We start from the raw sequence: 24,621 nt of genomic DNA, 5'->3' as shown, positions 1-24,621 counted from the left end.
CCTTCCACAGACCTTCAGGCGTTTTCAGATCTCCCCCGCTGTGCACCCTGCGGAGTGACTCCGCAGCGCTACCATCCGGTTCCGCTATATGACCCGGGACCCGCGCTGACGATGCTGTGACGTTGTCACGGCACGTTAATTGCCAGCTGCCAGGCAAAGCCCACCGCTATATGAAGGCTGAAGGTAAACAGGGAAGACGCAAATATCTACGATACGGCAAAACAACCTACGTGTCTACCCCACATCCGGCCGGATTGCAAGCACCTGTTTTCGCGCTGTGCACCGGGCACCCTACAGGCGCAGCGTGACGCCTTCCGCCGTGCAGGTTCCCGAGTTGGCGAAGACGGCGTCACGCACGGCGTCCTTGGACTCCTGGGCGGGCGTGCCGCCGGACTCAGCGGCAGCCGAGTGGTCGATCGCAAGCAGGCTGAGCGAGGCGAAGAGTCCCTCAAGGTCGCCGGAAACCGTGGCTTTGGCGTCTTGGGCCTTCAGGTAGACGTCCTCGTAGCCTTTTGCATCGGTGGGGGAAACGGCAGCATAGTCCGCGAACAATGTGTTGAAGAGTTCACAGGCTTCTTTGGTACCCGCAGCCGCGTTGCCGGCGCCTGTTGACGTTGCTGACGCACGGGGCGTGCTGCCATCGCTGGACCGGACCGAGGGCGAAGCGGACGGCTGAGTTGAGTCCGCCGGCGACGGTGTCGATACCGAGCAGCCGGTGAGCGCGGCAACGGCGGCAAGGGCTGCTGCGGCAAATGTCGTCTTCATGTTCTCGCTCCGTCCGTCACGGCCCCGGAACCGGTGTCCCCTGGAAAGCCTCGCCCACCACCCTACGCAAGGCGCCGCCGTCGTGCACAATGCCGGGATGGGGACCTCTCCCCGCCTGCCGCGGCCTCCCGCCCGGAGGGGAGGATTCCTGCCGCAACCGGGACGCCGGAATGCACACAGGCGATTCGGCGTTTGAGTATATGGGTGACCAGGCTCACGATAGCCTTGGTGGCTTACACCTGAACCGGATTGAAAGTGATGACCATGGGCAACTCTCCTGACAACAGTGACGTTGTCATCCTTGCAGCAGCGCGGACCCCGCAGGGCCGCATCAACGGCCAACTGTCCAGCCTGACGGCGGTGGACCTCGGCGCCCACGCCATCAGGGCTGCCTTGGCGGCCAGCGGCATTGATGCAGCCGATGTGGAAGCCGTGATCATGGGCCAGGTACTGCAGGCGGGTGCCGGCCAAAACCCTGCGCGGCAAAGCTCCATCGGCGCCGGGATCGGCTGGAACGTCCCCGCCGTGACGGTCAATAAGGTATGCCTCTCCGGGCTCACCGCCGTGATCGACGCCGCCCGCATGATCCGTGCCGGCGAAGCAGCCGTGGTGGTGGCCGGCGGCCAGGAATCCATGAGCCGGGCACCGCACCTGCTCCCCGGGTCCCGGCAGGGATGGACCTACGGCTCCATCCAGGCACTGGACGCAGCCGCCCACGACGGTTTGACCGACGCCTTCGACGGCGAGTCCATGGGGTTGTCCACCGAGACGCGCAACCTCACCCTGGGCATCGACCGGACCTCCCAGGACAACGTGGCCGCACAGTCCCACCAACGCGCGGCCCTCGCGGCAAAGAACGGAACGTTCGACGGCGAAATCGCCCCGGTCAGCGTGAAGCAGCGGAAGGGCGATCCACTGGTGGTGGACACCGACGAGGGCGTGCGCCCCAACACCTCCGTGGAGTCGCTCGCCGGGCTGCGCGCCGCATTCGTTACGGACGGAACCATCACGGCCGGCAACTCTTCTCCCCTGTCCGACGGCGCCACCGCACTGGTGCTCGCTTCCCGCGCCTACGCCGACGAACACGGCCTGGAGTACCTGGCCGTCGTCGGGAAGCCGGGCCAGGTTGCCGGACCGGACAACTCCCTGCATTCACAGCCTTCGCACGCGATCATGAATGCCCTCGGCAAAGCCGGCTGGGGCACGGCCGACCTGGACTTCATCGAGATCAACGAGGCCTTCGGTTCCGTTGCCGTGCAGTCGCTCAAGGATTTGGACTACCCCCTGGAAAAGTGCAACATCCATGGCGGGGCGATCGCCCTGGGGCATCCGATCGGGGCTTCCGGGGCGCGGCTGGCCGCGCACGCCGCCCATGAGCTCAAGCGCCGCGGGACAGGCAAGGCCGCGGTGGCCCTGTGCGGCGGAGGGGGCAGGGCGAAGCGCTCCTGCTCTACCGCGACTAATGGCGGGCCTGACCGCAAACGGAACGGACGGCGTCGGGCGGGAACGTTTCCTGGCCGACGCCGCCGCGCGCGGCCTGCACGTTGACGTCGTGGAACGTCCGCAGGCACGCAGCCTCGCCGAAGCGGCCGATATCCTGGGCATCCCGCCGGCCGACATTGTGAAGTCACTGGTGGTCAAGCACAAGGACGGTTCATTCCTGTTCGCGCTGGTTCCAGGCGACCGGCAGATTTCCTGGCCGAAACTCCGGTCCCTGCTCGGCGTCAACAAGCTCTCGCTGCCACCGGCAGACGTTGCCCTGGAAGTGACCGGCTACGAGCGTGGCACCATCACGCCGCTGGGCAGCACTACCGCATGGCCTGTCTATGCCGACGCCGCGATCACCGGCCGCAGGATCTCCATGGGCGCCGGAGCCCACGGCTACAGTGCGTTCGTTGACGCCGACGCGCTGACCGCAGCCCTGGATGCCGTAGTAGCCGACATCTCAGATCCCGGCTGACCCTTCGGCCCCGCTTAAAGCAGGAAACCCCGCCCAACTGGCTCGCAGTGGGGCGGGGTTTCCCGAGGAAAAGGCGTTGTTACTTGAGGGTAACGGTGGCGCCTGCAGCCTCGAGCTGCTCCTTGGCCTTCTCGGCAGCTTCCTTGTTGGCGCCTTCGAGAACAGCCTTGGGGGCGCTGTCAACCAGGTCCTTGGCTTCCTTGAGGCCGAGGGAGGTGATGGCGCGAACTTCCTTGATGACGGCGATCTTCTTGTCACCGGCAGATTCGAGGATGACGTCGAAGTCGGTCTTCTCTTCAACCTCTTCAGCAGCTCCGCCACCGGCGGGGCCGGCAACTGCAACAGCAGCGGCGGTAACTTCGAAGGTCTCTTCGAAGAGCTTGACGAACTCGGAGAGCTCGATGATGGTCAGTTCCTTGAAAGCTTCAATGAGCTCTTCGTTGCTGAGCTTCGCCATGATTGGCGTCCTTCCTGTTGTGGTGTCCGAGCGGCGCGGAGCCGGGCCTGACACCGGAGTCTGGTGGGGTAAAGAGAATTAGTTCTCTTCGGCAGCGGCAGCTTCGGCGGGTGCCTCGGCTACTGCTTCAGCTGAAGAGTCAGCAGATTCTTCAGCGGCAGGCGCTTCGGCAGCTGCCGGTGCACCGTTCTCTTCTTCAAGCTTGAGGCGCAGTGCGTCGATGATGCGTGCAGCTGCGGCGGCGGGTGCCTTGAGGACGCCCGCAACCTTGGCGAGCTGCAGCTCACGGGACTCGAGGGCAGCCAGGGCTGCAACCTCGGTGGCGTCCAGTGCCTTGCCCTCGAAGTAACCGGTCTTGATGACCAGCTGCTTGTTGGCCTTGGCAAAATCCGTCAGGCTCTTGGCAGCGGCAACTGCGTCACCCTTGATGAACGCGATTGCAGTGGGGCCGGCAAGCTGGCCGTCGAATGCTTCGACGCCGGCTTCCTTGGCTGCAATGGCGGTCAGGGTGTTCTTGACGACCGCGAACTTGGTGTCCTGGCCGAGAAACACGCAGCTGCTTGAGCTGTGCAACGGTGAGCCCGCGGTATTCGGTCAGGACAGCGGCGTTCGATTCCTTGAAATCGTTAGTGATCTCAGCTACTGCTGAAACCTTGGTAGGCGTTGCCATAACCCTCCTTCCGGGGATAGTGCCGGTATTCGACGGTCCCCGCTCAAGAGAGCTAAAACAAAAAACGCCCCGCGCAGATGCACGGGGCTTGGCTCAACACGGCTGAGCCGTGGAGCTTTGCTTCGTTCACCTGCGCCGGCCGCCCTGCGTTGAGGGTCCTTCGTCCGGAAACCTACTGTGGCCTCCGGCGCACAACTGCAGAGTTGAGCCATGAACAGGAGAGTGGATTTCCAACAACCGACGGTCTTTGGTACTCCCAGCTTACGTGAGGGAGCACCGGTCCGCCAAATCGGGCGTCAGCTGGTGCTGGTCCGCAAGGTGGGAAGTTCCTTTTGCCAGATACCCGTCACCCCTGCCGTCTGGAACCCAAGTTGCTTGTTGACCGTAAGCAGGTACCGGTTCTCGGGGGCATTCCAGGTGTAGATGATGCGGGCATCCGGGAACTGCTCGCTGAGCCGCTCCATGTTGGCCACTTTGATCAGCAGGCCCAGCTTGTTGCCGCGGTGCTCCTGCAGAACCAAGGTATCGTCCTGGAAAACGACGTCGGCGCGGTGGGCCAGCACGGTGATGGTGGTCAGTCCCACCAGCGATCCCGTGGCGATGTGCTCGACGGCGGTGACCACCGTCCGCCTTCCCTGCGCGATGGCGACGTCTTCGGCCTCACGCAGGATCCCGCCGTCGAACACCATGTCCTGCTCAACCGGCACGTCCAGGGAAGGGTCGACGTCTGCACCCGCCTGGTTCTCCAAGACCGCCACGGCCTCCAACCACTGGTCCGGGCAGCGGTCCGTCCAATGGTGCAGCCGGTACCGGCCGCCATTGGCTTCCTCGGCCTCAGCCTGGAGGTCGGCCACCAGCTTCGTGTCGAGGGGAAGCAGGCAGGAACTGAACTGCTCAATGTGCTGGAGTGTGTACCCGGTCCGCTGCGCGAACTCCACCTCCCGGCTTTCCAAGGGAACGAACCCCTGGCCGGTGCCCGGGACCAACTGGGCCTGACCAAATTCGTGGAGTGATGCGCCGGGGTGGTTGGTGTCCACCAGGATCATGGTGCGTCCCTCGCCGCGAGCCAGCTGTTCGGCCGCCTCAAGCAGGCGCCGGCCCACGCCCTGGCGCTGGAACTCGGGCAGTATGTCCAGGGTGAGTTCGGCAAGGTCCAGGTGGTCCGTCAGCGGCAGCGCGATGTCCACAGTGCCCACGATGTCTCCGTCCACCTTGGCGACGAGGATCAGCTGCCGCTCATAGGGATCAGCGAACTCGAGCAGTTTTTCCAGCGGACCGTAGGCGAGATCGTCACTCCCCCAGGTCTGCATCCGCACCTTGCGCCCCACCTCGACGGCGGCCAGGAAGTCGGCTGCGTCCGGGGTGTCCAGGGAATCCGGAATCCACAGCTGTTCGATCTTTACGTCTATCGCCATTCGGGCATCATCCCAGCCGTTTCTGCCACTCACCTTCATAGCCGGCAGGCTTGAATCCAAGTGCGGTATTAATCGCCAGCATATGCTGGTTTTCGCTGGCATTCCATGTCAGGACCGAGCGCGCCGGGGGCCACTTTTCCTGCGCGCGGCGGAGGTTGGCCGCCTTGACCAGCATGCCCAGCCGATGCCCGCGATGCTCTGCCGACACCAAGGTGTCTTGCTGGATCAGCGACTCCGGCACCTCGGGGCGCCAGGTGAGGACCGTGTACGCCACCAGCTCGCCAGTGGGCCGGTGCACGGCGGCCGCCACGGAAGACTGGACGCCACTGCGGACAAGGGCCGATTCGTCCCCCCGGACCCGGGCCGCATCCCAGTCCTCGCGTTCCCAGTCCATGCCCGCGGTAGGCGCATCCGTGCTCATCCGCTCCTTGAGCCGGGCAAAGGCGGCAACAAGCTCTTCCGGGCAACGATCATCCCAGGCCGTCAGCGTGTAGCACTCTGCACGCGCGATCCCTTCCGCTTCGAGCCGGGCCAGCCGGTCACCGGCCACGGGCAGGGCCAGCCGGCTGGAGCGTTCCACCTGTTCCAGCTGGTAGCCGGCGGACAGGGCAAAAGCGCTTGCGGGGTGGTCCAGTGGCAAGTGCCCGGCCCCGGACTTCGCGGCCAGCCTGCCGGCGCCATGTCCCGAAGCGTCCAGGGGTATTTCATGGAAGCCGCCAAGGGATGACCGGCCCCGGGAGTGGGCCACGGCCTCGACATGGCCCAGCAGCGCACGCCCGATCCCCCGGCGGCGCCAGCGGGGAACCACCAGGACCTCAATGCCCGCCGTGGCCGTGTTGTCCCGCAGCGGGAAGGTGACCGAGCACAGGCCCACCGGTTCGCTGCCGATCCGGGCCAGGAAGAGCTGCCGTTCTTCATAGGGGTTGCCACGCCAGTACTCAAGCGCCTCCTTGTCGGTCAGGCAACGCTCCAGGCTTCCCCACACAGCCATGTCCTCCGCTGCCCGCATGGACTGGCACTCCCGGAAGTCCACCAACGTACCAGAGGGACCTTGGCCGCTTCCGGCGGCAGGGATCGCGACGGCGGCAATCACCAGTACGTCACGTGCCGGCAGAGGCGGGACGCCAGCGGGGTCCGGATTATCCATGCAGCCAGCTTAGGCAAATACGCCGGACAACAAAGGAGCCCGCCCCGGCGCATGCGCCTCGGGGCGGGCTCCTGATGCTCCGGGATCAGCCCGGGGCAGGAACTTTCATCAAGGACTAAGCCTCGGTGAGCACCTTGGTGACGTTGGGGTCGACGGAGATGCCGGGACCGAACGTGGTGGCAACGGTGGCCTTCTGGATGTAGCGGCCCTTGGCAGCGGACGGCTTCAGGCGAAGGACCTCTTCCAGGGCTGCTGCGTAGTTCTCGGCCAGCTTGATGGCGTCGAACGACACCTTGCCGATGATGAAGTGCAGGTTGGAGTGCTTGTCGACGCGGAAGTCGATCTTTCCACCCTTGATGTCGTTGACGGCCTTGGTGACGTCGGGGGTCACGGTGCCCGTCTTCGGGTTCGGCATCAGGTTACGCGGACCAAGGACCTTACCGAGGCGGCCAACCTTACCCATGAGGTCAGGGGTGGCAACGGCTGCGTCGAAGTCGGTCCAGCCGGCGGCGATCTTTTCGATCAGGTCGTCGGAACCAACGAAGTCGGCGCCGGCTGCGATTGCTGCCTCAGCCTTGTCGCCCGTGGCGAAGACCAGGACGCGGGCGGTCTTACCGGTGCCGTGGGGCAGGTTGACCGTACCGCGGACCATCTGGTCAGCCTTGCGGGGGTCAACGCCCAGGCGGAAAGCCACCTCGACGGTTGCGTCGAACTTGGACGGGTTGGTGTCCTTGGCCAGCGTTACTGCCTCGAACGGTGCGTAGTGCTTCTCCGCGTCGATCTTGGCGGCTGCTGCCTCATATGCTTTGCTGCGCTTTGCCATGCTGCTTATTTCTCCTTGTGCAGTTGTGGTCTGCGGACCGCGCTGGGCCCTGCCACAGTCGGTGATCCGGTTCGTTATCCGGCCCGGATGACCGACATTTCAATGTGTTTGGTACCGGTGTCCCGGCGGTGCCGCCCGTCGTCGTCAATTACCTTGACGCTGGACAGCGGGAAGGGTGGTTAGCCCTCGACGGTGATACCCATGGAGCGGGCGGTGCCGGCGATGATCTTGGCTGCGCCTTCGAGGCTGGTGGCGTTGAGGTCTTCCATCTTGGTGGAGGCGATCTCGTTGACCTGGGCCTGGGTCAGCTTGGCAACCTTGACAGTGTGCGGGGTGGATGAACCCTTGGCAACGCCTGCAGCCTTCTTGATGAGCTCTGCAGCCGGCGGGGTCTTGGTGATGAACGTGAAGGAACGGTCCTCGTAGACCGTGATTTCCACGGGGATGACGTTTCCGCGCTGGGCTTCCGTCGCAGCGTTGTACGCCTTGCAGAATTCCATGATGTTGACACCGTGCTGGCCAAGCGCGGGACCGATCGGCGGGGCCGGGTTGGCGGCACCTGCCTGGATCTGCAGCTTGATGAGGCCGGTGACCTTCTTCTTGGGAGCCAATGTAGGGTCCTTCTCTCAATAACGTCCTGGGGCACAGGAGCGTGCCTCAGGTTTGTGGCCGCCACGGCAAGGCGGCCGGCCGTTCCGGCGCCGCTAAGCGGGCGGTGCCGGAACGAATTCTCGGTTGGTCAGATCTTGGTGACCTGGTTGAACGCCAGGGTGACGGGCGTTTCGCGCTCGAAGATGGAGACCAGCACCACGAGGGTCTGGGACTCGGGCTTGATCTCGGAGATCGTGGCGGGAAGGGTCTCGAACGGGCCTTCCTTGACGATGACGGACTCGCCAACCTCGAAGTCGACGGCTACGGGAGCCTGGTTCTGCTTGTTGACCGGCTTGCCCTTCTCGGCCTGCTCTTCCTCGAAGACCGGGGCGAGCATGGAGAAGACCTCGTCCAGGCGCAGCGGGACCGGGTTGTGGGCGTTGCCCACGAAGCCGGTCACGCCGGGGGTGTGGCGGACGGCGCCCCAGGAGGCGTCGGTCAGGTCCATGCGGACCAGGACGTAGCCGGGGATGCGGACGCGGTTGATCACCTTGCGCTGGGCGTTCTTGATCTCCACGACTTCTTCCATGGGCACCTGGATTTCGAAGATGTAATCTTCCATGTCCAGGGTCTGGATGCGGGTTTCAAGGTTGGCCTTCACGCGGTTCTCGTAACCTGCGTAGGAGTGGATGACGTACCAGTCACCCTCCTGGCGGCGCAGTTTGGCCTTGAACTCCTCGGCGGGATCAGCGGCTGCGGCGGCCGCTGCGGCGGCGAGGGCGTCGGCGGACTCGTCGTCGCCGTCTTCCGTGGCGTCGGCTTCTTCACCGGCGGCACCGTCAGCATCGGAGCCGGCGTCGTCGGATTCGGGCGCGAAGGACTCAACCTCGGACTCTTCACCGGCTTCTGCCGCGACGTCCTGGGACTCTTCCAGCCCAGACTCGGTTACCTCGAGCTCCTGCTCAGACACTTGGTCTCCTGCTTCCTCATTGCCTAACATGCCTATTTAAATGGCTCAATTCCGCACACCGGCGCTTCCCTTCCGGTTTCCCGGACGAAACACGCGGCCTGCGGACCATCCAGCCTTAGCTGTCCGTCGAGCCGGTACCGCCGAAGATCCAGCTGACAGCGGTTCCGAAACCAATGTCCAGCAGGCTGACGATGACCATCATGATGGCCACGAACACCAGCACCACGAGCGTGTAGTTGATCAGTTCCTTGCGGGTGGGGGCCACAACCTTCTTGAGTTCGCCAATGATCTGGCGGACAAAGAGAGCAATGCGGGCGAAGAAGCTTGCCTTGGCTTCCTTCTTAGCTGGGCGGCCCTTGGAGCTGCTGGCAGCTGTTTCGGTCACCTGGTCCTCGCTCATCTTTGCAATGGTGGATTACCCGGCCCTGATCAGAACCATGGTTGCTGCGCCTGCCCCGGGCTTTCGCCCGGAGACAGCTTGCGCAGGGCAGACAGGACTCGAACCTGCAACCTGCGGTTTTGGAGACCGCTGCGCTACCAATTGCGCCACTACCCTATGGAGTGAATGCCACTCTTTGACGACCCATGCACCAGTTTGAACTGGGGCGCACGCCATCATCCGTGTTTCAACACCGGTGAACCAGTCTACGCAAGAAGTCCGCGTAGGTAAAACCGGCCCGACCCGGCCCATCCGCCGGCCGGTCCGACTTGTGCAGCAGTCAGCAGTCACAAAACCAAACCGGCTCCCCGGAGGGTCCGCTGAACAGCTTAGAGTAGAACTCGTCGAAACCCACATTCCAGCCTTCAGGCTGCAAGCGAAGAACGGACCTGCCATGTCTGCCGCCCGCGTTTCCAAGCGCATATCCGCAATTGCCGAATCCGCAACCCTTGCCGTTGATGCCAAGGCGAAGGCGCTCAAGGCAGCAGGCCGGCCGGTTATTGGCTTCGGCGCGGGCGAACCCGACTTCCCCACCCCGGACTACATTGTCCAGGCCGCCATCGAAGCGGCCGGCCAGCCCAAGTACCACCGCTATTCCCCTGCGGGCGGCTTGCCGGAGCTGAAGAAGGCCATTGCCGAAAAGACCCTCCGGGACTCGGGCTATACCGTTGACCCCTCGCAGGTGCTGGTCACCAACGGCGGCAAGCAGGCTGTGTACAACACGTTCGCCACCTTGGTGGATCCGGGCGACGAAGTGATCGTGCCCACCCCGTTCTGGACCACCTACCCCGAGGCGATCCGCCTGGCCGGCGGCGTGCCCGTGGAAGTTTTCGCAGGGCCCGAGCAGGAGTACCTGGTAACCGTCGAGCAGTTGGAAGCGGCTGTCACGGACAAGACGAAGATCCTGTTGTTCGTCTCGCCGTCGAACCCCACCGGCGCTGTCTACTCGCCGGAGCAGGTGGCTGAGATCGGCAAGTGGGCCGCAGCAAAGGGCCTCTGGGTTGTCACGGACGAGATCTACGAGCACCTCGCCTACGACGGCGTCCCCTTCACCTCCATCGCCACTGCAGCCCCCGAACTTGGCGACAAGGTGGTCATCCTCAACGGCGTCGCCAAGACGTACGCGATGACCGGCTGGCGCGTGGGCTGGATGATCGGCCCCGCCGACGTCATCAAGGCCGCCACCAACCTGCAGTCGCACGCCACGTCCAACGTCTCCAACATCATGCAGATTGCGGCCCTCGCCGCCGTGTCCGGTCCGCTGACCGCGGTCGATGAGATGAAGGTGGCCTTCGACCGCCGCCGCAAGGCCATCGTCGCCGGCCTGAACGCCATTGACGGCGTGGAATGCCCGACGCCGAAGGGCGCCTTCTACGTCTACGCGGACGTCCGGGGGCTGCTGGGCAAGGAATTCCCCACCGCGTCAGGCACCGCCACGCCTCAGACGTCTGCCGAGCTGGCCGCCCTGATCCTGGATGAGGTAGAGGTGGCTGTGGTCCCCGGCGAGGCGTTCGGCCCGTCCGGATTCGTGCGCCTCTCCTACGCACTGGGCGATGACGACCTCGCCACCGGCGTCCAGCGCCTGCAGGACTTCCTGGGCAAGGCCCAGTAGACGCCCGCTCACTTCCGGCCGGTTAGACACCGACGCCCGCTCACTTTCCTTGAGGAAGTGAGCGGGCGTCGGTGTTTAAGGCGTCAAAGGTGAGCTGGCGTTGTTAGAGGAGGCGGCGCTCGGCGGCCCACTTGGTCAGCTCATGCCGGCTGGAAAGCTGCAGCTTCCGGAGCACCGCGGACACATGCGTTTCCACCGTCTTGATGCTGATGAAGAGTTCCTTGGCCACTTCCTTGTAGCTGTAGCCCCGGGCGATGAGCCGCATGACCTCCAGTTCGCGTGCCGAGAGCTTGTCCAGCTCGTCGTCGGCAATGTCCGCGGGAGCGGTTCCGAATGCGTCCAGGACGAACCCGGCCAGGCGCGGAGAGAACACGGCGTCGCCGCCGGCCACCCGGAACACGGCATCAGTGATCTCGGCGCCGGAAATTGTCTTGGTGACATAGCCCCTGGCCCCGGCGCGGATCACCGCCACCACGTCCTCCGCTGCGTCGGAAACGCTCAGGGCCAGGAAGCGGGTGGCGGAGAGGAGGGGTGCGGAGCCGGCGATGACTTCCCGGCCGCCGCCCCCCAGCCCACCGGGCAGGTGCACGTCCAAGAGGACGACGTCGGGCCGCTGCTCGGCGATCACGGCGATGGCCTGTTCCACGGTGGCGGCTTCCCCCACCACGTGGATGCTGGCGTCGAGGTCGGCCTTCAACCCGGAGCGGAAGATCGCGTGATCGTCCACGATCACCACCCGCACGGATTTGGCCGGCCGGGCGGCTGCGCCCCCTGTTCCCTGGATGGTGCTCATGGTTTCCCTTCCGCGTTCTCCGCTGCCGGCAGCCTCAGCCGAACCTCGGTGCCGTCATCCGTACTGAGGATGGCAGCCGAGCCGCCATGCCTTTTCATTCTGCCGATGATCGATTCCCGGACGCCAAGCCTGTCCGAGGGAACGTTCCCCAGCTCAAAACCGGGGCCCCTGTCCTTGATGAAGATCTCGGCTTGCCCGTCCGAAGCCTCAAGATAAACGGACACCGTTCCGCCGCCGTGCCGGGAGGCATTGAGCATCGCCTCACGGCTGGCCTGGACCAAGGCTTCGTGAGCCTCCGTCATGGCGGCGTCACCCACCGTGACCACCTCCACTGCGTTGCCGAGCAGGTCCTCCACCTCGGCGGCTGCGGCCTTGATCCGGTCCGACAATTGGCCGCTTTCCCGTCCGTGGTCCTGAAAGAGCCAGCCACGCAACTCACGCTCCTGCGCGCGGGCCAGGCGGACGACGTCGTGCTCGTTGCCCGCCCGCCGCTGGATCAAGGCGAGCGTCTGCAGCACTGAGTCGTGCAGGTGGGCCGCGATCTCCGCGCGTTCCGTTTCCCGGATGCGGCCCGCACGCTCGGCTTCGAGGTCCCGCCAGAATTTCAAGGCCCACGGCAGCAGGACCAGCACCACGCCGCCCAGGACCGCCACGGAAGCCAGCAGCGCAAGCCACGTCTGTTCCCAGGAACCCGAGCCGGACACCATCACCAGGACACCGGCAACCACCAGCGCCAGCCCCGCTGCGAGCCGGCCCCAGCCGCCGGCCTGGTCCGCCTTGGTCTTGTCCACCAGTCCCGCCCGGCGGGTCTCGTCCAGTTGCATCCAGGCGATCGAGGCGCCACCCAGGACAGCGGCGGCGGGGATGAGGGTGCCCAGGGACACATCAACACCCAGCAACTGGGCGATCATGATCCCGGCGACCAGCAGGAGCCCGCAGCCGAGCAGGATCTCCTTGCCGTAGCGCATGCCCCGCACCCGGAACCAGGGAGCGCCGGGGGTTGCGCCCGTGCCGGCCGGGCCGGAGCCCGCGGCACCCGTGGGACTTCCGTCGTCGTCCGTTGTTGCGGCGGCGGGCCGGCTCACCGCCGGGGCAATGGGCGACGCCGGGCGGCGGGTATTGCGCCGGGCAGCCTCATCCGCGGTGGGAACCATGATCCAGAGCCACGCGTAAAACACCAGGCCGGCCCCGCCTGCGAAGGACGCGAGGACCATGCCCCAGCGGACGGTCTTCACGGGCCACCCGAGGTGCAGGGCCAGGCCGGAGCACACGCCGGCGATGACCCGGTCACTGCTCCGGGCCAGGGGCGGCCGCGCGGGGAGGGTTGTCATGGATCAATCCAAGCATGGATCAGGGTAGCCCGGACCGGGTTGTGCGCTTTCCCGGGGGTGGCTCAGGGACCGTTCAGGGTTTCCCCCAGTAGAGCGGCGACGGGCTTGGACGGGAGGATCGAAGTATGAACTCGCAGACCCCTTCCCCCGACGACGAACACCCAACCGGGCCGTTGCCCGGCTCCGGCAACCAGCGGCCCACCGAGCCGCTGCCGGCCTCCGACGCGATTCCTCCGGGCCCGGCGTCGGGCCCCGCCCAGGGCGGCCCCGGCGGTTCGCAGGATGGCCCCACCGCTCCCCCAGCTTCCGACCCGGCACAGGGCTATGCCTTCCACGCCGGCCCCACCCCGCCAGCAGCCTCAAGCGACTTCTTCGGCTGGATCCGCAGCCAGGGCATCTCCCGGGGCAGCGACCGCTGGATCGGCGGCGTCTGCAGCGGCATAGCCCACCGGCTCGGCGTGGACCCCATCATCATCCGCGGCGCCCTTATAGTCCTGACCCTCCTGGCAGGCATCGGCGTACTGCTCTACGGCCTGGCCTGGGCCTTCCTCCCGGAACCGGACGGCCGGATCCACGTCCAGGAAGCCGGCGCGGGCCGCTGGTCCAGTGGCATGACGGGCGCACTGATCGCCACCGTCCTCGGATTCACCGGCCTGGGCGGAGGGTTCTGGGGGTGGAGCCACAACGGCTTGAGCGGCCTCCTCTGGACCGTGTTCTGGGTGGCCGGCGCGATCTTCCTGATCTACCACCTCTCCCAGCGCAACAAAGCACGTCCCACCATGGCGGGCCATGCTCCGGCGGCTCCGGGTGCGCCATACACGGCGGGACGGCCAGGTTCCGAACACACGTCGTCCTTCTCCGCGGCCACCACGTCCGGCCCCGCCCAGGGGTTCCCTCCAGCGCCCGCCTATGGCGGCGGCACCGCCGGCGGGCCCGCAGGGAATGGCCCGGGAGCATTCGGAGGGACCGGCGGCCCGGGCGGTTCCGGCGGGGACGGATACCCGGCGCCGTGGGTTCCGCCGCGGCCGCCCAAGCCCCGGCCGGCCGGCCCGGGTGCCCCCGCCGTCGCCATCGCCACCGGCTCTGCCCTGCTGGTGGGCGGAGGCCTCAAGGCACTGGACGCCGGGCATGTCATCGACCTTGGCGGCTCCGGCAACGCGATTGTCTGGGCCAGCGCCGCGGCAGTCCTTGGCCTGGGCATCCTCGTGGCGGGACTGCGCGGCCGGACCTCGGGGATCCTGAGCCTGTTCGCCGTGATCGCCCTGGTTACCGGCGGCGTCTACAACGTGGCGAACGACGGCAGGATGCGTTTCCAGCAGGTGGACTGGAACCCCGCCAGCATCGAGGAGGCGCGCGGCGGCATCGACATCACCGCCGGACGGGGAACCGTGAACCTCACGGACCTGTCCCCCTTAGCCCCCCTGACCTCCGACGTCGTGGTTCCGCTCGATATCACGGCCAGCAACGTCACCGTGGTGATCCCGCAGAACGTGCCCGTGGATATCAAGGCGGACATGACCATGGGCAACCTGAACGAGGCCACAGGCCAGCGCGGCGGGACCACCACCCGCGAGAGCAGCTACAACGCGGACAAACCCGGCAACCACCTGGTGGTGCGGATCGATGGCACCTTCAGCAACGTCACAATCCAGGAAGGCAACTGACATGGACAGCAACATTCCGACGACGGCGGGCCACGAGCCTGCCGATGCGGCGCCGGCCAGGGTGGGAACCGTGGTGTGGGGCCTGATCGTCCTGGCTTTGGCCGCGCTGATCATCGTGGCGCAACTGGGCATCGTCACCCTCAACGGGACCTACGTCCTGATCGGCCTCATGATCGGCGCCGGAGTGGCCCTGGTGGCCGGCGGCCTGCTCTCTGCCCGCAAACGTGACAACGACCCACTGAAAAGGAAGTCTTGAACCATGGATAAGTTCTTCAGCATTGTCAGGGGCCTTGGCCTGAAGCGCGGCCCGCAGCGCTGGCTCGGCGGGGTGCTGGGCGGCATCGCGGCCAAGCTGAACGTGGACGTGGCCTACGTGCGCATCGCGTTCCTGCTGTTCTGCCTCCTCCCGGGACCCGCCGTCGTCTTCTACCTGCTGGCCTGGGTGGTGCTTCCGGACCAACGCGACGAGATCCCGCTGCAAACCTTCCTGGAGCGCCGCTCGACCAACGGCCCACGGATGTAGCTACGGAAGGTGCCTCCCCCACTGGGGGACCAGGCCCCCGCCCTCGTGAACGGATCACGGATGCGGGGGCTTTTTCCTGCCCGCGGCCACCCGCCGGGAAAGCGCACCGCATGTAACCGGTTTGTGTCGTACCCCACACACCCCACTACACTTCTAGGTGAGCTCAGCGTGGCGCTCTGCCTGTAAACCTTCTCCCAGGATTTGAGCTGAACATGAAAATTGGAATCCTTACCAGTGGTGGCGACTGCCCCGGCTTGAACGCCGTGATCCGCGGCGCCGTGCTGAAGGGCATCGCCATCCACGGCCACGAATTCGTCGGATTCCTCGATGGCTGGCGCGGCGTGGTGGAGGGCGACATCATCGACATCCCCCGCACCATGGTCCGCGGCATCGCGAAACAGGGTGGCACCATCCTGGGCACCTCCCGCACCAACCCGTTCGAAAACGGCGGCGGCCCCGAGGCCATCAAGGCCCACATGGACCGGCTGGGCATCGACGCCATCATCGCGATCGGCGGTGAGGGAACGCTCGCCGCCGCCAAGCGCCTGACCGACGCCGGGCTGAAGATTGTCGGTGTCCCCAAGACCGTGGACAACGACCTCGACGCCACCGACTACACCTTCGGCTTCGATACCGCCGTCCAGATCGCCACCGAAGCGATCGACCGGCTCCGCACCACCGGCGAGTCCCACCACCGCTGCATGATCGCCGAAGTCATGGGCCGGCACGTAGGCTGGATCGCCCTGCACGCTGGCATGGCCGCGGGTGCGCACGCCATCCTCATCCCGGAGCAGAAAGTCAGCATCGAGCAGATCACCGAGTGGGTCAATGAAGCGCACGCCCGCGGCCGCGCGCCCCTGGTGGTGGTGGCTGAGGGCTTTGTCCCGGAGCACATGGAGAGCCCGCACTCCGAGCGCGGCCTGGACACGTTCGGCCGGCCCCGGCTGGGCGGCATTGCCGACCAGCTGGCACCCGAGCTGGAGGCCAGGACCGGCATCGAAACCCGGGCAACCATCCTGGGCCACATCCAGCGCGGTGGCGTACCCTCCGCCTTCGACCGCGTCCTGGCCACCCGGCTGGGCATGGCCGCCATCGACTCCGTGGTGGAGGGGTACTGGGGCACCATGGTGGCGCTGAAGGGAACCGACATCCACCACGTCGCGTTCCAGGAAGCCCTCGGCCAGCTGAAGACCGTTCCGCAGAACCGGTACGACGAAGCGGCTGTCCTGTTCGGATAAGCCGCAGGGCCGCCATAGGCTGGGACCATGACACTCGATCCCGGCTCTGCTGCCATCATCCAGTTGGCGTGGGCGCGCCGGCTGGGCCTTGACGACGACGCGTTCGGGACCGGACTCGCCTCGTCCGAACGGATTGTGCGGGCCGACGAGTCAGCCCGGACCGTTGAGTTCGTGCGGCTGTTCGGAAGTTCAGTGCTCGTGGGGCCGCAGAGCGTGATCGACGCCGCCGCCGGCATCCCGGATGAGGAAATGGCCCAGCACGTGACCCTCCTGACCCTCACCCGGGACCGGGGCGGTCACGGTCTCGGCGCGGCGGCACTGTTCTTCGCGGACGACCTGCCCCTGCAGCAGCCCGCGGAAGAGCTCACCGTGTCCCACGGCAACCCCGAGGCAATCGAGCTGGAGGGCCGCTGCCCGCCCGATGACGTCAACGAAGTTGGCCTCTCCGACCTGGAGAACCGGTACACGATCGTCCACGAGCAGGATGGCCGGCGCGTGCCCTTGGCGTGTGGGGCTTACGGCGAGTGGGAAGGCCTGCTGGCCAACATGGGCGTACTGGTTGACCCCGAGTGGCGCCGGCGCGGCCTCGGTTCCCTGGCGGGCTCCATCGCGGCGCACGAAGCACTCGCGGCGGGACTGACGCTGCAGTGGCGCGCCGACGTCAGCAACACGGGCTGCCTGGCGCTGGCCCGGAAGCTTGGCCTCTCAGCCGGCGGAATCCAGACCAGCGTCCACCTTCGCTGAGGGCTGGCCTTCGGCCGGCGCTCCCCAACCCTGGACGGGCTGCGGCTTTGCGAAGAACAACGCGACGGCCGCCCCCACCAGGATCACCCCGGCGGGAAGAAGGATGGACTGGCCCATCGCCGTCGAAAATCCGCCGTGCAGGAACTCGGGCAGCGAGCCGCCCATCGCCAGGCCTTCGCCGGCGGATCCGCCAGGGCCTCCCGCGGGCAATTCGGCCGCGAGCCGCGACTGGATCAGCACCGCGATCGCGGCACTGCCCAGGACCGCGCCGATCTGGCGGGTGGTGTTGTACACGCCCGAACCCGCCCCTGCCTGCCGCGGCGGCAGGTTCCTGGTGGCCGTGGTGCTCAACGGGGCCCAGATGCCTGCGTTGGCGAAGCCCAGGACGGCACTGGGCAGCAGGAACATCAGGATGGGTGTGTCCGGTTGCATCAGGGCTGAGTTCCAGAGCAGCGCCACAGCCATCAGCACGAGCCCGGTGGCGGTGATGTATTTCGGGTTGACGCGGTCCACCAGCTTGCCCACGACGGGCGCGAGTCCACCGGAAATCAGGGCCATGGGAACCATCATCAGGGCGGACTGGGTGGGAGTCAGGCCCCGGACAAGCTGGTAGTAGAAGATCAGCGGCAGGCTGAAAGCGGTCACGGTGAAGCCCACCGTGGTGATCCCGATGTTGGCGAGCGAAAAGTTCCGGTCCTTGAAGAGCGCCAAGGGCAGCAGCGGCTCGCCCTTGTTGAAGCGCTGCCACGCCACGAAGGCCGCCAGCACCACGATGCCGGCGATGATCAGGCCCCATACGCTGATGGGTCCGGTGATGGTGCCCCAGTTGTAGGTCTCGCCTTCCTGGATGCCAAAAACCAGCAGGAAGAGACCGACGGCGCTGAGCAGGACTCCGGGGATATCGAACTTGTGCGGGTGCGTGCTCAGTGCCGGCACGTTGCGCCACGCCAGGATGAAGCCGACCAGGCCAACCGGGACGTTGATGAAGAAGATCCATTCCCAGCCGAGCCCGTCCACCAGGACGCCGCCGAGGATGGGCCCGACGAGGGTCGCCATACCGGCGGTTGCGCCCCAGACGGCCATCGCGGAGCCGCGGCGGTCCGGCGGGAAGATCCGGGTTATGACGGCCATGGTCTGGGGAGTCATCATGGCGGCGCCGAGGCCTTGGAGCACGCGGGCCGCGATCAGGACGCGGACGTCGCCGGACAGGCCGCACCACAGCGAGGCCAGCGTGAAGACCACCAGGCCGGAGAGGTACAGCTTCTTGGGCCCGAACCTGTCTCCGAGGCGGCCGGTGATGAGCAGCGGGACAGCGTAGGCCAGCAGGTAGGCGCTGGTCACCCAGATGACCGAGTTGATGTCCGCGTGCAGGCCTTCCATGATCCGGGGGTTGGCCACGGACACGATGGTGGTGTCGATCAGGATCATGAAGAACCCGATCACCAGGGACCACAGGGCCGGCCAGGGCTTCGCTACGTTTTCCACTCGATCATCCTTTGAAATTTTGGTGTTGGTGCCGGGCGGCCCCGGCGAAGGCGCTAGCCCAGCAGATCCAGGATCTCCGCGCGGGCGAACATTTGCGCCGCGGCCCGGGCCGACGGCGCTCCGGCATCCGGATCGGCTCCAGCCCCCAGCAGGACCCGGGCCACGTCCGGGTAGCCCTTGAAGGCGGCCCCGGCAAGCGGGGTCTGGCCACGGTCGTTGGCAGTGTTGGCGTCGGCGCCGTGCTTAAGGAGCAACTCCACCGTATCGGCGTGGCCGTGGTACGCGGCCAGCATCAGCAGGGAGTCTCCTGTGGCGTTGGTCATGGTTGCCGGCGCCCCGGCCTCAAGGTAGGCGCCAAGCAGGGCGTCGTTGCCGTCACGGGCGGCCTGGAACAGCGAGTGCGCCAGCGCCACCGCGGCATCGTTGTCCTCCGTGGCCGCCGGCGCAGTACCCGGTGCGGTGTGGTCTGTCATCAGCGAGGCCCTCTCAGGAATCCGGTCTGCCGCCCAACAACCTGGCCGGCGTCGGGGGCGACAATGAGCTCCTGGACGGCCGGATACGGTTCATCGCCGTCCAGGACCGTCAGTATTTCATCCGGCGCCACCGAACGCTTTATGACCGCCAGCGCCACGGGACCCATCTCGTGGTGTTGGGCAACGGTTGTCACGGTCCCCACTTTGCGCTCCCCTGCCATGACCGGGCTGCCGGCCGCGGGCAGCGTGTGCTGCGAACCGTCCAACTGCAGGAAGACGAGCCGGCGCGGCGGGTGGCCAAGATTGTGCACGCGGGCGATGGTTTCCTGCCCCTTGTAGCAGCCCTTGGCCAAGTGCACCGCGGTGCGCAGCAGGTCGAGTTCGTGCGGGATGGTCTTGTCATCGGTTTCTGCGCCGATCCTGGGACGCCAGGCAGCGACACGGAGGGCTTCCGCTGCGAGCACTCCGGCCAGCGGGCGGCCGGCGACGGCGGCCTCGAGTTCCGCGGCGGGGATGAGGTATTCGAACCACGGACGCTCAAGGCCCGGGTGGCTTTCCTCGGACACAGTGGCGTAGGAGTACCCGCCCGCCGAGACATGCGGCCAGGGATCCTGCCAGGCAAGGCGTCCGGCCCATTCGGAAACGGCTGTGGTGCTGCCCACCACGGCCCAATCGGCGGAGACGTCGGCGATCTCCACCCGCAGCATGAACTTCATCCGGTTCAAGTACTCGGCCAGCGGTGCAGCCTCGGCGGCCTCCACGATCAGCCAGGTGGTCCCGCCGTCGTCAACAACCCTGGCGTCAAAGTCGATGCGCCCCTGGACGCTGAGGAGCAGCAGTTCGCTGGACTCACCCGGCGCCAGGGCTGCCACCTGCTGGGACGAGAGGGTGTTGAGCCAGCTCAGCCGGTCCGGTCCGGTGACGGTGACCACACCGCGGTGTGACAGGTCGACGACGGCGGTTCCGGCAGCAAGTGCGCGCTGCTCGCGCAAAGGCTCGCCGTAGTGGGCGGCGACACCGGCGTCAGGGCCGGCGGCCTCCACGGCGCCGGGACGCGACAACAAAGGGCTGGGCGTACTCATATTGGCGGCAACGTCCTTTAGCAACGGGGTATTCCGGGGTGTGAAGCTTCAGCCAACGCTAGCGGTATTCCGGGTTCTCGAAATCGAACCGCGTACCGGCCGCCCATTCACCGGGCAGGTTGCCGTAGGCCGGGTAGCCCCCGGCATCCTTGAGGATCCGGGCCAGGTGCAGGAGGTTCCAGGTCATGAACGTCGTGTTCCGGTTGGTGAAGTCTGTCTCCGGGCCGCCGGAGCCCTCGTCCAGGTAGCTGGGGCCGGGCCCTACCGGCCCGATCCACCCGGCGTCGGCCTGCGGCGGGATGGTAAACCCGATGTGCTGCAGGCTGTAGAGGACGTTCATGGCGCAGTGCTTGATGCCGTCCTCGTTTCCGGTGATGAGGCAGCCGCCGACTTTCGGGTAGAACGCCCACTGGCCCTGGCTGTTGAGCTGGCCGGAGTGGGCGTAGAGGCGCTCGATCAGCTTCTTGGTCTGGGACGAGTTGTCGCCCAGCCAGATGGGCCCGGCCACCACCACGATGTCCGCTTCCTGGACGGCGGGGTAAATCTCCGGCCATTCATCGGTGGCCCAGCCGTGCTCGGTCATGTCTGGGTAGACGCCCGTGGCAATGTCGTGATCGACAGTGCGGATGAGCCTGGTGCTGACGCCCTGCTTCTCCATGATCCGGCGGCTGATGGTGATCAGCCCTTCGGTGTTGGAGGTCTGGGGTGACTTCTTCAGGGTGCCGTTGAAGAAGACGGCCTTGAGGTCGCTGTAGCTGGTGGGCTTGCCTGCGTGTTCCGTTCCGTCTTCCATGGCGGTGCCTTTCCGGGTCAGGAAACTCTTTTCAGGAATGCAGAGGCGTGGGCCTCCAGCCCTTTCCCGGCCTCTCCACCCGTTGCCACGTCCCACCGCCACAAAAGGTTCCCGTCCACCAGGCCGAAGATCCGGGTGGCGGCACTGTAATCCTTGGAATGGCTGCCGCGCATCACCATGTCGGTGGTCAGCTGGATCTGTGGTCCCTTGATCTGGCCGTAGTACAGCTCCGTGATGCCGCCGGGGTGGGCGATGGATACGGAAATGTCGAAGCCGCCGTCCTTGTTGCGCAGCGCTTCCACCTCGTCGGCGCTTTTCAACACGGGAACGATGTCGGCCGGCACCAGCCCCGGGCCGCCGTCGGCGTCCAGCTGCTTGCGCTCCAGCGCCCAGAAGCCGGTCTCGACGGTGAGCGGCCGCAGCCGCGTGCCGTCGTCGTCGGTCAACCAGCTTTCGGCGCGGTACTGGAGGTACGGCAGGCCGTTGTGGGTGAAGGAGACGTGCTGCAGGAAATGCTCGGAATCCTCGTCACCGCTGCCCAGCCGGCCGCGTCCTTCCCACTCACCAATGAGCCAGGAAAGGGGGACGAGTTCGGGGGTCAGGTCTGTGGGAATCTCAATGGGCACTGTCTATTACCTCGAGATACGGCAGGGGGAAAGGATGTGGCTACTTCTGGCCCTTGAAGAGGCGGTAGACCACGAAACCGGCAAACCAGGCCATGGAAACGCTCGCGATACCGAGCAGGACGAGGAAGAAGATTTCAAATGCAAGTACGGACATGGTGCAATCCTAACCCGTTAGTAGATGAGTAGTTTGTCTATGAAGTACGCCAGGGATCCGACGGCTGACACCGGCGCCAGGCCCATGCTCAACGCTGCCAGCATATTCAACGGTGCGCCGCGCAGTGTCGCCAGCCTGCGGAAGCTGGCCAGGACCGCACCGACGATAACGCCGAAGACGGCGGCTGGCAGGACAGCGATATCGGACAGGACCAGACCGGCGAGCGGACCTGCCAGGCCGGCCAGCACAACGCCCAGGGGCGCGACGATGCTGTCCGGCCACTGGATGAGTCCGGCGAGGAGCGCCACGGCGGCACTAATCGCGGCCACCAGGAGCATTTCGCGGACACCGTTGAACCGTGCGCCGGCTATCCAGCCGGCGCCGAGGCAGGACAGGAGGACACCCACGCAGCACCCCAGGGTGGATTCCAGCCGTTGGGCCTGGCCGGTGCCGCGGATGAGTTGGACCACGAAGACGGCCATCATGCCCAGGGCGACGAAGGCGGGCGTCCAGTCGAGGTAGCCCGGGGGCGGAGCCAAGGAGGCGCAGACCGCGGCGGCGGCGCCCGGCAGGGCGATCACGGCGGCCAGGGTCTTCTTCGCCGGGATGCGCAGGAAGTGCGGCCACCCGATGCCCACGGCCGCGGCGATCAGGATGCCGACGGCGGCGAGGGCTTCCGGGGAGGAATAGACACCGGCGATGATGGCAATGAGCCCGGCGATCCCGACGACCCCGATGGTCCAGGAGCCAAGTGACCGCACAGGTGACTGCAGTTCCGCCGTCATCCGGGGCCCGGCCTGTGTTTTGTCGGTGCACTCACTGCGCTGATTTCCCATCCTGGCGTCGGGTGGAAGGCTGGTCCGCCCCCTCGTGGCAGGGCTGGTCCGCCCTGGTCCAATCCTGCCCTATATGAACCGCTTATGTCGCAAAACGTACCTGTCCGGGGCCCGAATCTGTGGCTGGGAAGGGGGTGCCGGGTATACTCAAAGTTCAGCTACGCTCCCTGCTGAGGTGGCTGGCCGGCGGCGCGCTGACGGTCCAACAACCTCCCGCAGGAAGCCCGTACCGGCCGGTGAGAATCCGGTTCAGTCGCCCAATGATGCGCGGACGGCCCTTGGAGGAACAATGTCGCACATCCTGTTACTGACGAACAGCACCGGTTCTTCGGTGGACATCCTGCCTGCCCTCGAGCTGCTGAACCACCGGGTCCACATCCTGCCCGCGGAACCCACTGCCCTGCTGGAGACCGACCCGTGCGACATCGTGCTCCTGGATGCGCGCAAAGACCTTGTGGGTGCCCGTTCCCTCACCCAGCTGCTGAAGGCCACCGGACTGAGCGCACCCCTCGTCCTGATCCTCACCGAGGGCGGCATGGCCGCGGTTTCCTCGGCGTGGGCCGTTGACGACATCGTCCTCGATTCTGCCGGACCCGCCGAGGTGGAAGCCCGCATCCGGCTGTCCGTAGCGCGGGCCGTCCCGGAGCAGGAGGACGCGCCCAGCGAGATCCGGGCGGCCGGTGTGATCATCGACGAAGCAAGCTACACGGCACGCGTCAACGGCGCACCGCTGAACCTGACCTTCAAGGAGTTCGAGCTCCTGAAGTACCTGGCGCAGCACCCCGGCCGCGTCTTCACCCGCCAGCAGCTGCTCACGGAAGTCTGGGGCTACGACTACTACGGCGGCACCCGCACTGTGGATGTCCACGTCCGCCGGCTTCGCGCGAAGCTTGGCGCGGACCACGAGAACCTGATCAGCACGGTCCGGAACGTGGGCTACCGCCTCACCCTGGTCAGGCAGCAGGAAGACGAACTCACCGAAGCCTGAGCCCTGCGCGCCGTCGCCGTATAGCCTTGGCTCATGACTCCAGCGCATCCGCAGAAGTGGCCCGTCCATGTTGTCCGGGGCGGCGTTGACCAGCAACTCCTGAAAGACTCCCGCGACCTCCTCGCGGCGGCCGAGGAATCGGACGGCAATCCCTCGATCTCCGAACAGACCCTGGTGACCATGCGCGCCGGCGACTCGCCGGACCACACCCTGCTGACGTTGGCCTTGTACGCGCCGGATGAGGACTCCGATCCCGCCACCGGCCAGGACCTGGCCGGGTTCGCCGTCGTGGTGGACGAGACGGACGGCAACGGTGTCCTGGAAATCGCCGTGCACCCCTCCTACCGGAACCAGGGCGTGGCGGACCGGCTGGTGGGTGCGCTCAGGGAGGTGCGGGGCTTCGACGGGCTGAAAGCCTGGTCCCACGGGAACCATGAGGCTGCCGCGGACCTCGCGGCCCGCTACGGCTACGCGCCGGTGCGCGAATTGTGGAAGATGCGGATGACGACGGCGGGCGCGGAGCTACCCGACGCCGGCCTGCCGGACGGTGTGGCCATCCGCGCCTTCGTGCCCGGCAAGGATGAGGAGGCGTGGCTGGCGGCCAACCGGGCCGCGTTCGCGCACCACCCCGAGCAAGGAAACCTGACCCGCGCGGACCTGGACGCCCGGATGGCAGAGGACTGGTTTGATCCCGCAGGGTTCTTCCTCGCCGAAGACCGTGACGGCCGTTTGCTCGGCTACCACTGGACCAAGGTCCACCCGCGCCACGGGGAGCATCCGGCTATCGGCGAGGTGTACGTGGTGGGTGTTGCGCCGGAGGCGCAGGGCCTGGGGCTGGGCAAGGCCCTGACGATCGCCGGCGTCAAGCACCTGCGCGACTCCGGCCTTAGCGGGGTCATGCTGTACGTGGATGCGGACAATACTGCGGCAGTCGCCCTGTACCGGCGGCTGGGGTTCACCCGGTGGGACATGGACGTCATGTATGGCCCGGCTGCAGGCTAGGTTAAGGGCCCCGGAACAAAGCCCGGCAGTGCGTTAAACA

The 24,621-nt window shown here is 66.4% G+C and carries 25 protein-coding genes, 1 tRNA gene and 2 pseudogenes; 10 read left to right on the top strand and 18 right to left on the bottom strand.

Features of this window, described 5'->3' with window-relative positions; genetic code table 11:
* Positions 1 to 291: 291 nt before the first annotated feature.
* Positions 292 to 765, bottom strand: coding sequence for a hypothetical protein (locus ACX5I6_RS10815; RefSeq protein ID WP_018760464.1), 474 nt, complete (start codon positions 763 to 765; stop codon positions 292 to 294).
* A 264-nt stretch (positions 766 to 1,029) separates the two neighbouring features.
* Here ACX5I6_RS10815 and ACX5I6_RS10810 point away from each other — a divergent pair.
* A pseudogene (locus ACX5I6_RS10810) lies at positions 1,030 to 2,228 on the top strand (acetyl-CoA C-acetyltransferase).
* Positions 2,228 to 2,725 (top strand): aminoacyl-tRNA deacylase, encoded by a 498-nt coding sequence (locus ACX5I6_RS10805; RefSeq protein ID WP_461840480.1) that lies wholly within the window; start codon positions 2,228 to 2,230, stop codon positions 2,723 to 2,725. The pseudogene ACX5I6_RS10810 and the gene ACX5I6_RS10805 overlap by 1 nt, the downstream one beginning before the upstream one ends.
* 79 nt (positions 2,726 to 2,804) lie before the next feature.
* Here ACX5I6_RS10805 and rplL read toward each other — a convergent pair whose 3' ends face one another.
* The 9 genes and pseudogenes from rplL to ACX5I6_RS10760 form a co-directional block, all read right to left on the bottom strand.
* On the bottom strand, positions 2,805 to 3,182 hold the full coding sequence (gene rplL / locus ACX5I6_RS10800) for a 50S ribosomal protein L7/L12 (RefSeq protein ID WP_018760467.1): 378 nt from the start codon (positions 3,180 to 3,182) through the stop codon (positions 2,805 to 2,807).
* 78 nt (positions 3,183 to 3,260) lie between these two features.
* Positions 3,261 to 3,852: pseudogene (gene rplJ, locus ACX5I6_RS10795) on the bottom strand (50S ribosomal protein L10).
* A 296-nt stretch (positions 3,853 to 4,148) separates the two neighbouring features.
* Positions 4,149 to 5,267 (bottom strand): GNAT family N-acetyltransferase, encoded by a 1,119-nt coding sequence (locus ACX5I6_RS10790; protein WP_018760469.1) that lies wholly within the window; start codon positions 5,265 to 5,267, stop codon positions 4,149 to 4,151.
* Between the two features lie 7 nt (positions 5,268 to 5,274).
* Positions 5,275 to 6,414, bottom strand: a complete 1,140-nt coding sequence (locus tag ACX5I6_RS10785) for a GNAT family N-acetyltransferase (RefSeq protein WP_461840479.1) — start codon at positions 6,412 to 6,414, stop codon at positions 5,275 to 5,277.
* A 115-nt stretch (positions 6,415 to 6,529) separates the two neighbouring features.
* Positions 6,530 to 7,237, bottom strand: a complete 708-nt coding sequence (gene rplA, locus ACX5I6_RS10780) for a 50S ribosomal protein L1 (RefSeq protein ID WP_018760471.1) — start codon at positions 7,235 to 7,237, stop codon at positions 6,530 to 6,532.
* A 179-nt stretch (positions 7,238 to 7,416) separates the two neighbouring features.
* Positions 7,417 to 7,848, bottom strand: coding sequence for a 50S ribosomal protein L11 (gene rplK / locus ACX5I6_RS10775; RefSeq protein ID WP_018760472.1), 432 nt, complete (start codon positions 7,846 to 7,848; stop codon positions 7,417 to 7,419).
* Between the two features lie 128 nt (positions 7,849 to 7,976).
* Positions 7,977 to 8,798: a transcription termination/antitermination protein NusG gene (nusG, locus tag ACX5I6_RS10770; RefSeq protein WP_285248630.1), complete on the bottom strand. Its 822-nt coding sequence runs from the start codon at positions 8,796 to 8,798 to the stop codon at positions 7,977 to 7,979.
* A 115-nt stretch (positions 8,799 to 8,913) separates the two neighbouring features.
* A complete protein-coding gene (gene secE / locus ACX5I6_RS10765; protein ID WP_018760474.1) occupies positions 8,914 to 9,198 on the bottom strand; it encodes a preprotein translocase subunit SecE in 285 nt (94 codons plus the stop codon).
* A gap of 83 nt (positions 9,199 to 9,281) precedes the next feature.
* Positions 9,282 to 9,354 (bottom strand) — tRNA-Trp (locus ACX5I6_RS10760).
* Between the two features lie 277 nt (positions 9,355 to 9,631).
* Here ACX5I6_RS10760 and ACX5I6_RS10755 point away from each other — a divergent pair.
* Complete coding sequence (locus ACX5I6_RS10755; RefSeq protein ID WP_461840478.1) at positions 9,632 to 10,849, top strand: pyridoxal phosphate-dependent aminotransferase; 1,218 nt, start codon at positions 9,632 to 9,634, stop codon at positions 10,847 to 10,849.
* 103 nt (positions 10,850 to 10,952) lie between these two features.
* Here ACX5I6_RS10755 and ACX5I6_RS10750 read toward each other — a convergent pair whose 3' ends face one another.
* Entirely contained in the window at positions 10,953 to 11,642 is a 690-nt protein-coding gene (locus tag ACX5I6_RS10750) for a LuxR C-terminal-related transcriptional regulator (protein ID WP_208294350.1), read from the bottom strand.
* Positions 11,639 to 12,973 carry an ATP-binding protein gene (locus ACX5I6_RS10745; protein ID WP_018760477.1) on the bottom strand — a complete coding sequence of 445 codons (1,335 nt, stop codon included), beginning with the start codon at positions 12,971 to 12,973 and terminating at the stop codon, positions 11,639 to 11,641. The genes ACX5I6_RS10750 and ACX5I6_RS10745 overlap by 4 nt, the downstream gene beginning before the upstream one ends.
* Before the next feature lie 125 nt (positions 12,974 to 13,098).
* Between ACX5I6_RS10745 and ACX5I6_RS10740 the strand changes: the two genes are divergently transcribed.
* From ACX5I6_RS10740 to ACX5I6_RS10720, 5 genes are all read left to right on the top strand, one after another.
* Positions 13,099 to 14,637, top strand: a complete 1,539-nt coding sequence (locus ACX5I6_RS10740; protein WP_461840477.1) for a PspC domain-containing protein — start codon at positions 13,099 to 13,101, stop codon at positions 14,635 to 14,637.
* Between the two features lies 1 nt (position 14,638).
* Positions 14,639 to 14,893 carry a hypothetical protein gene (locus ACX5I6_RS10735; protein WP_018760479.1) on the top strand — a complete coding sequence of 85 codons (255 nt, stop codon included), beginning with the start codon at positions 14,639 to 14,641 and terminating at the stop codon, positions 14,891 to 14,893.
* A 3-nt stretch (positions 14,894 to 14,896) separates the two neighbouring features.
* A complete protein-coding gene (locus ACX5I6_RS10730; RefSeq protein WP_018760480.1) occupies positions 14,897 to 15,160 on the top strand; it encodes a PspC domain-containing protein in 264 nt (87 codons plus the stop codon).
* A gap of 212 nt (positions 15,161 to 15,372) precedes the next feature.
* Positions 15,373 to 16,398 (top strand): ATP-dependent 6-phosphofructokinase, encoded by a 1,026-nt coding sequence (locus ACX5I6_RS10725; protein WP_018760481.1) that lies wholly within the window; start codon positions 15,373 to 15,375, stop codon positions 16,396 to 16,398.
* A 27-nt stretch (positions 16,399 to 16,425) separates the two neighbouring features.
* Positions 16,426 to 17,142, top strand: coding sequence for a GNAT family N-acetyltransferase (locus tag ACX5I6_RS10720; protein WP_461840476.1), 717 nt, complete (start codon positions 16,426 to 16,428; stop codon positions 17,140 to 17,142).
* Here ACX5I6_RS10720 and ACX5I6_RS10715 read toward each other — a convergent pair.
* From ACX5I6_RS10715 to ACX5I6_RS10690, 6 genes are all read right to left on the bottom strand, one after another.
* On the bottom strand, positions 17,104 to 18,627 hold the full coding sequence (locus tag ACX5I6_RS10715; RefSeq protein ID WP_285248621.1) for a DHA2 family efflux MFS transporter permease subunit: 1,524 nt from the start codon (positions 18,625 to 18,627) through the stop codon (positions 17,104 to 17,106). The genes ACX5I6_RS10720 and ACX5I6_RS10715 overlap by 39 nt on opposite strands.
* A 53-nt stretch (positions 18,628 to 18,680) precedes the next feature.
* On the bottom strand, positions 18,681 to 19,100 hold the full coding sequence (locus ACX5I6_RS10710; RefSeq protein WP_461840475.1) for an ankyrin repeat domain-containing protein: 420 nt from the start codon (positions 19,098 to 19,100) through the stop codon (positions 18,681 to 18,683).
* Entirely contained in the window at positions 19,100 to 20,182 is a 1,083-nt protein-coding gene (gene ygfZ, locus ACX5I6_RS10705) for a CAF17-like 4Fe-4S cluster assembly/insertion protein YgfZ (protein WP_461840474.1), read from the bottom strand. The genes ACX5I6_RS10710 and ygfZ overlap by 1 nt, the downstream gene beginning before the upstream one ends.
* Before the next feature lie 58 nt (positions 20,183 to 20,240).
* Entirely contained in the window at positions 20,241 to 20,975 is a 735-nt protein-coding gene (locus tag ACX5I6_RS10700; RefSeq protein ID WP_461840473.1) for a flavodoxin family protein, read from the bottom strand.
* Between the two features lie 17 nt (positions 20,976 to 20,992).
* A complete protein-coding gene (locus ACX5I6_RS10695) occupies positions 20,993 to 21,601 on the bottom strand; it encodes a nitrobindin family protein (protein WP_018760487.1) in 609 nt (202 codons plus the stop codon).
* Positions 21,602 to 21,772: 171 nt separating this feature from the next.
* A complete protein-coding gene (locus ACX5I6_RS10690) occupies positions 21,773 to 22,540 on the bottom strand; it encodes a permease (RefSeq protein ID WP_285248617.1) in 768 nt (255 codons plus the stop codon).
* A 340-nt stretch (positions 22,541 to 22,880) separates the two neighbouring features.
* Between ACX5I6_RS10690 and ACX5I6_RS10685 the strand changes: the two genes are divergently transcribed.
* Both ACX5I6_RS10685 and mshD read left to right on the top strand, forming a co-directional pair.
* Positions 22,881 to 23,579, top strand: coding sequence for a winged helix-turn-helix transcriptional regulator (locus ACX5I6_RS10685; protein WP_018769102.1), 699 nt, complete (start codon positions 22,881 to 22,883; stop codon positions 23,577 to 23,579).
* Positions 23,580 to 23,612: 33 nt separating this feature from the next.
* Entirely contained in the window at positions 23,613 to 24,581 is a 969-nt protein-coding gene (gene mshD, locus ACX5I6_RS10680) for a mycothiol synthase (RefSeq protein WP_461840472.1), read from the top strand.
* Positions 24,582 to 24,621 lie beyond the last annotated feature (40 nt).

The organism is Arthrobacter sp. MMS24-T111, assembly GCF_054888995.1.
Note: the sequence above shows the minus strand (reverse complement) of the source record. Positions and strands in the feature narration are given on the sequence as shown.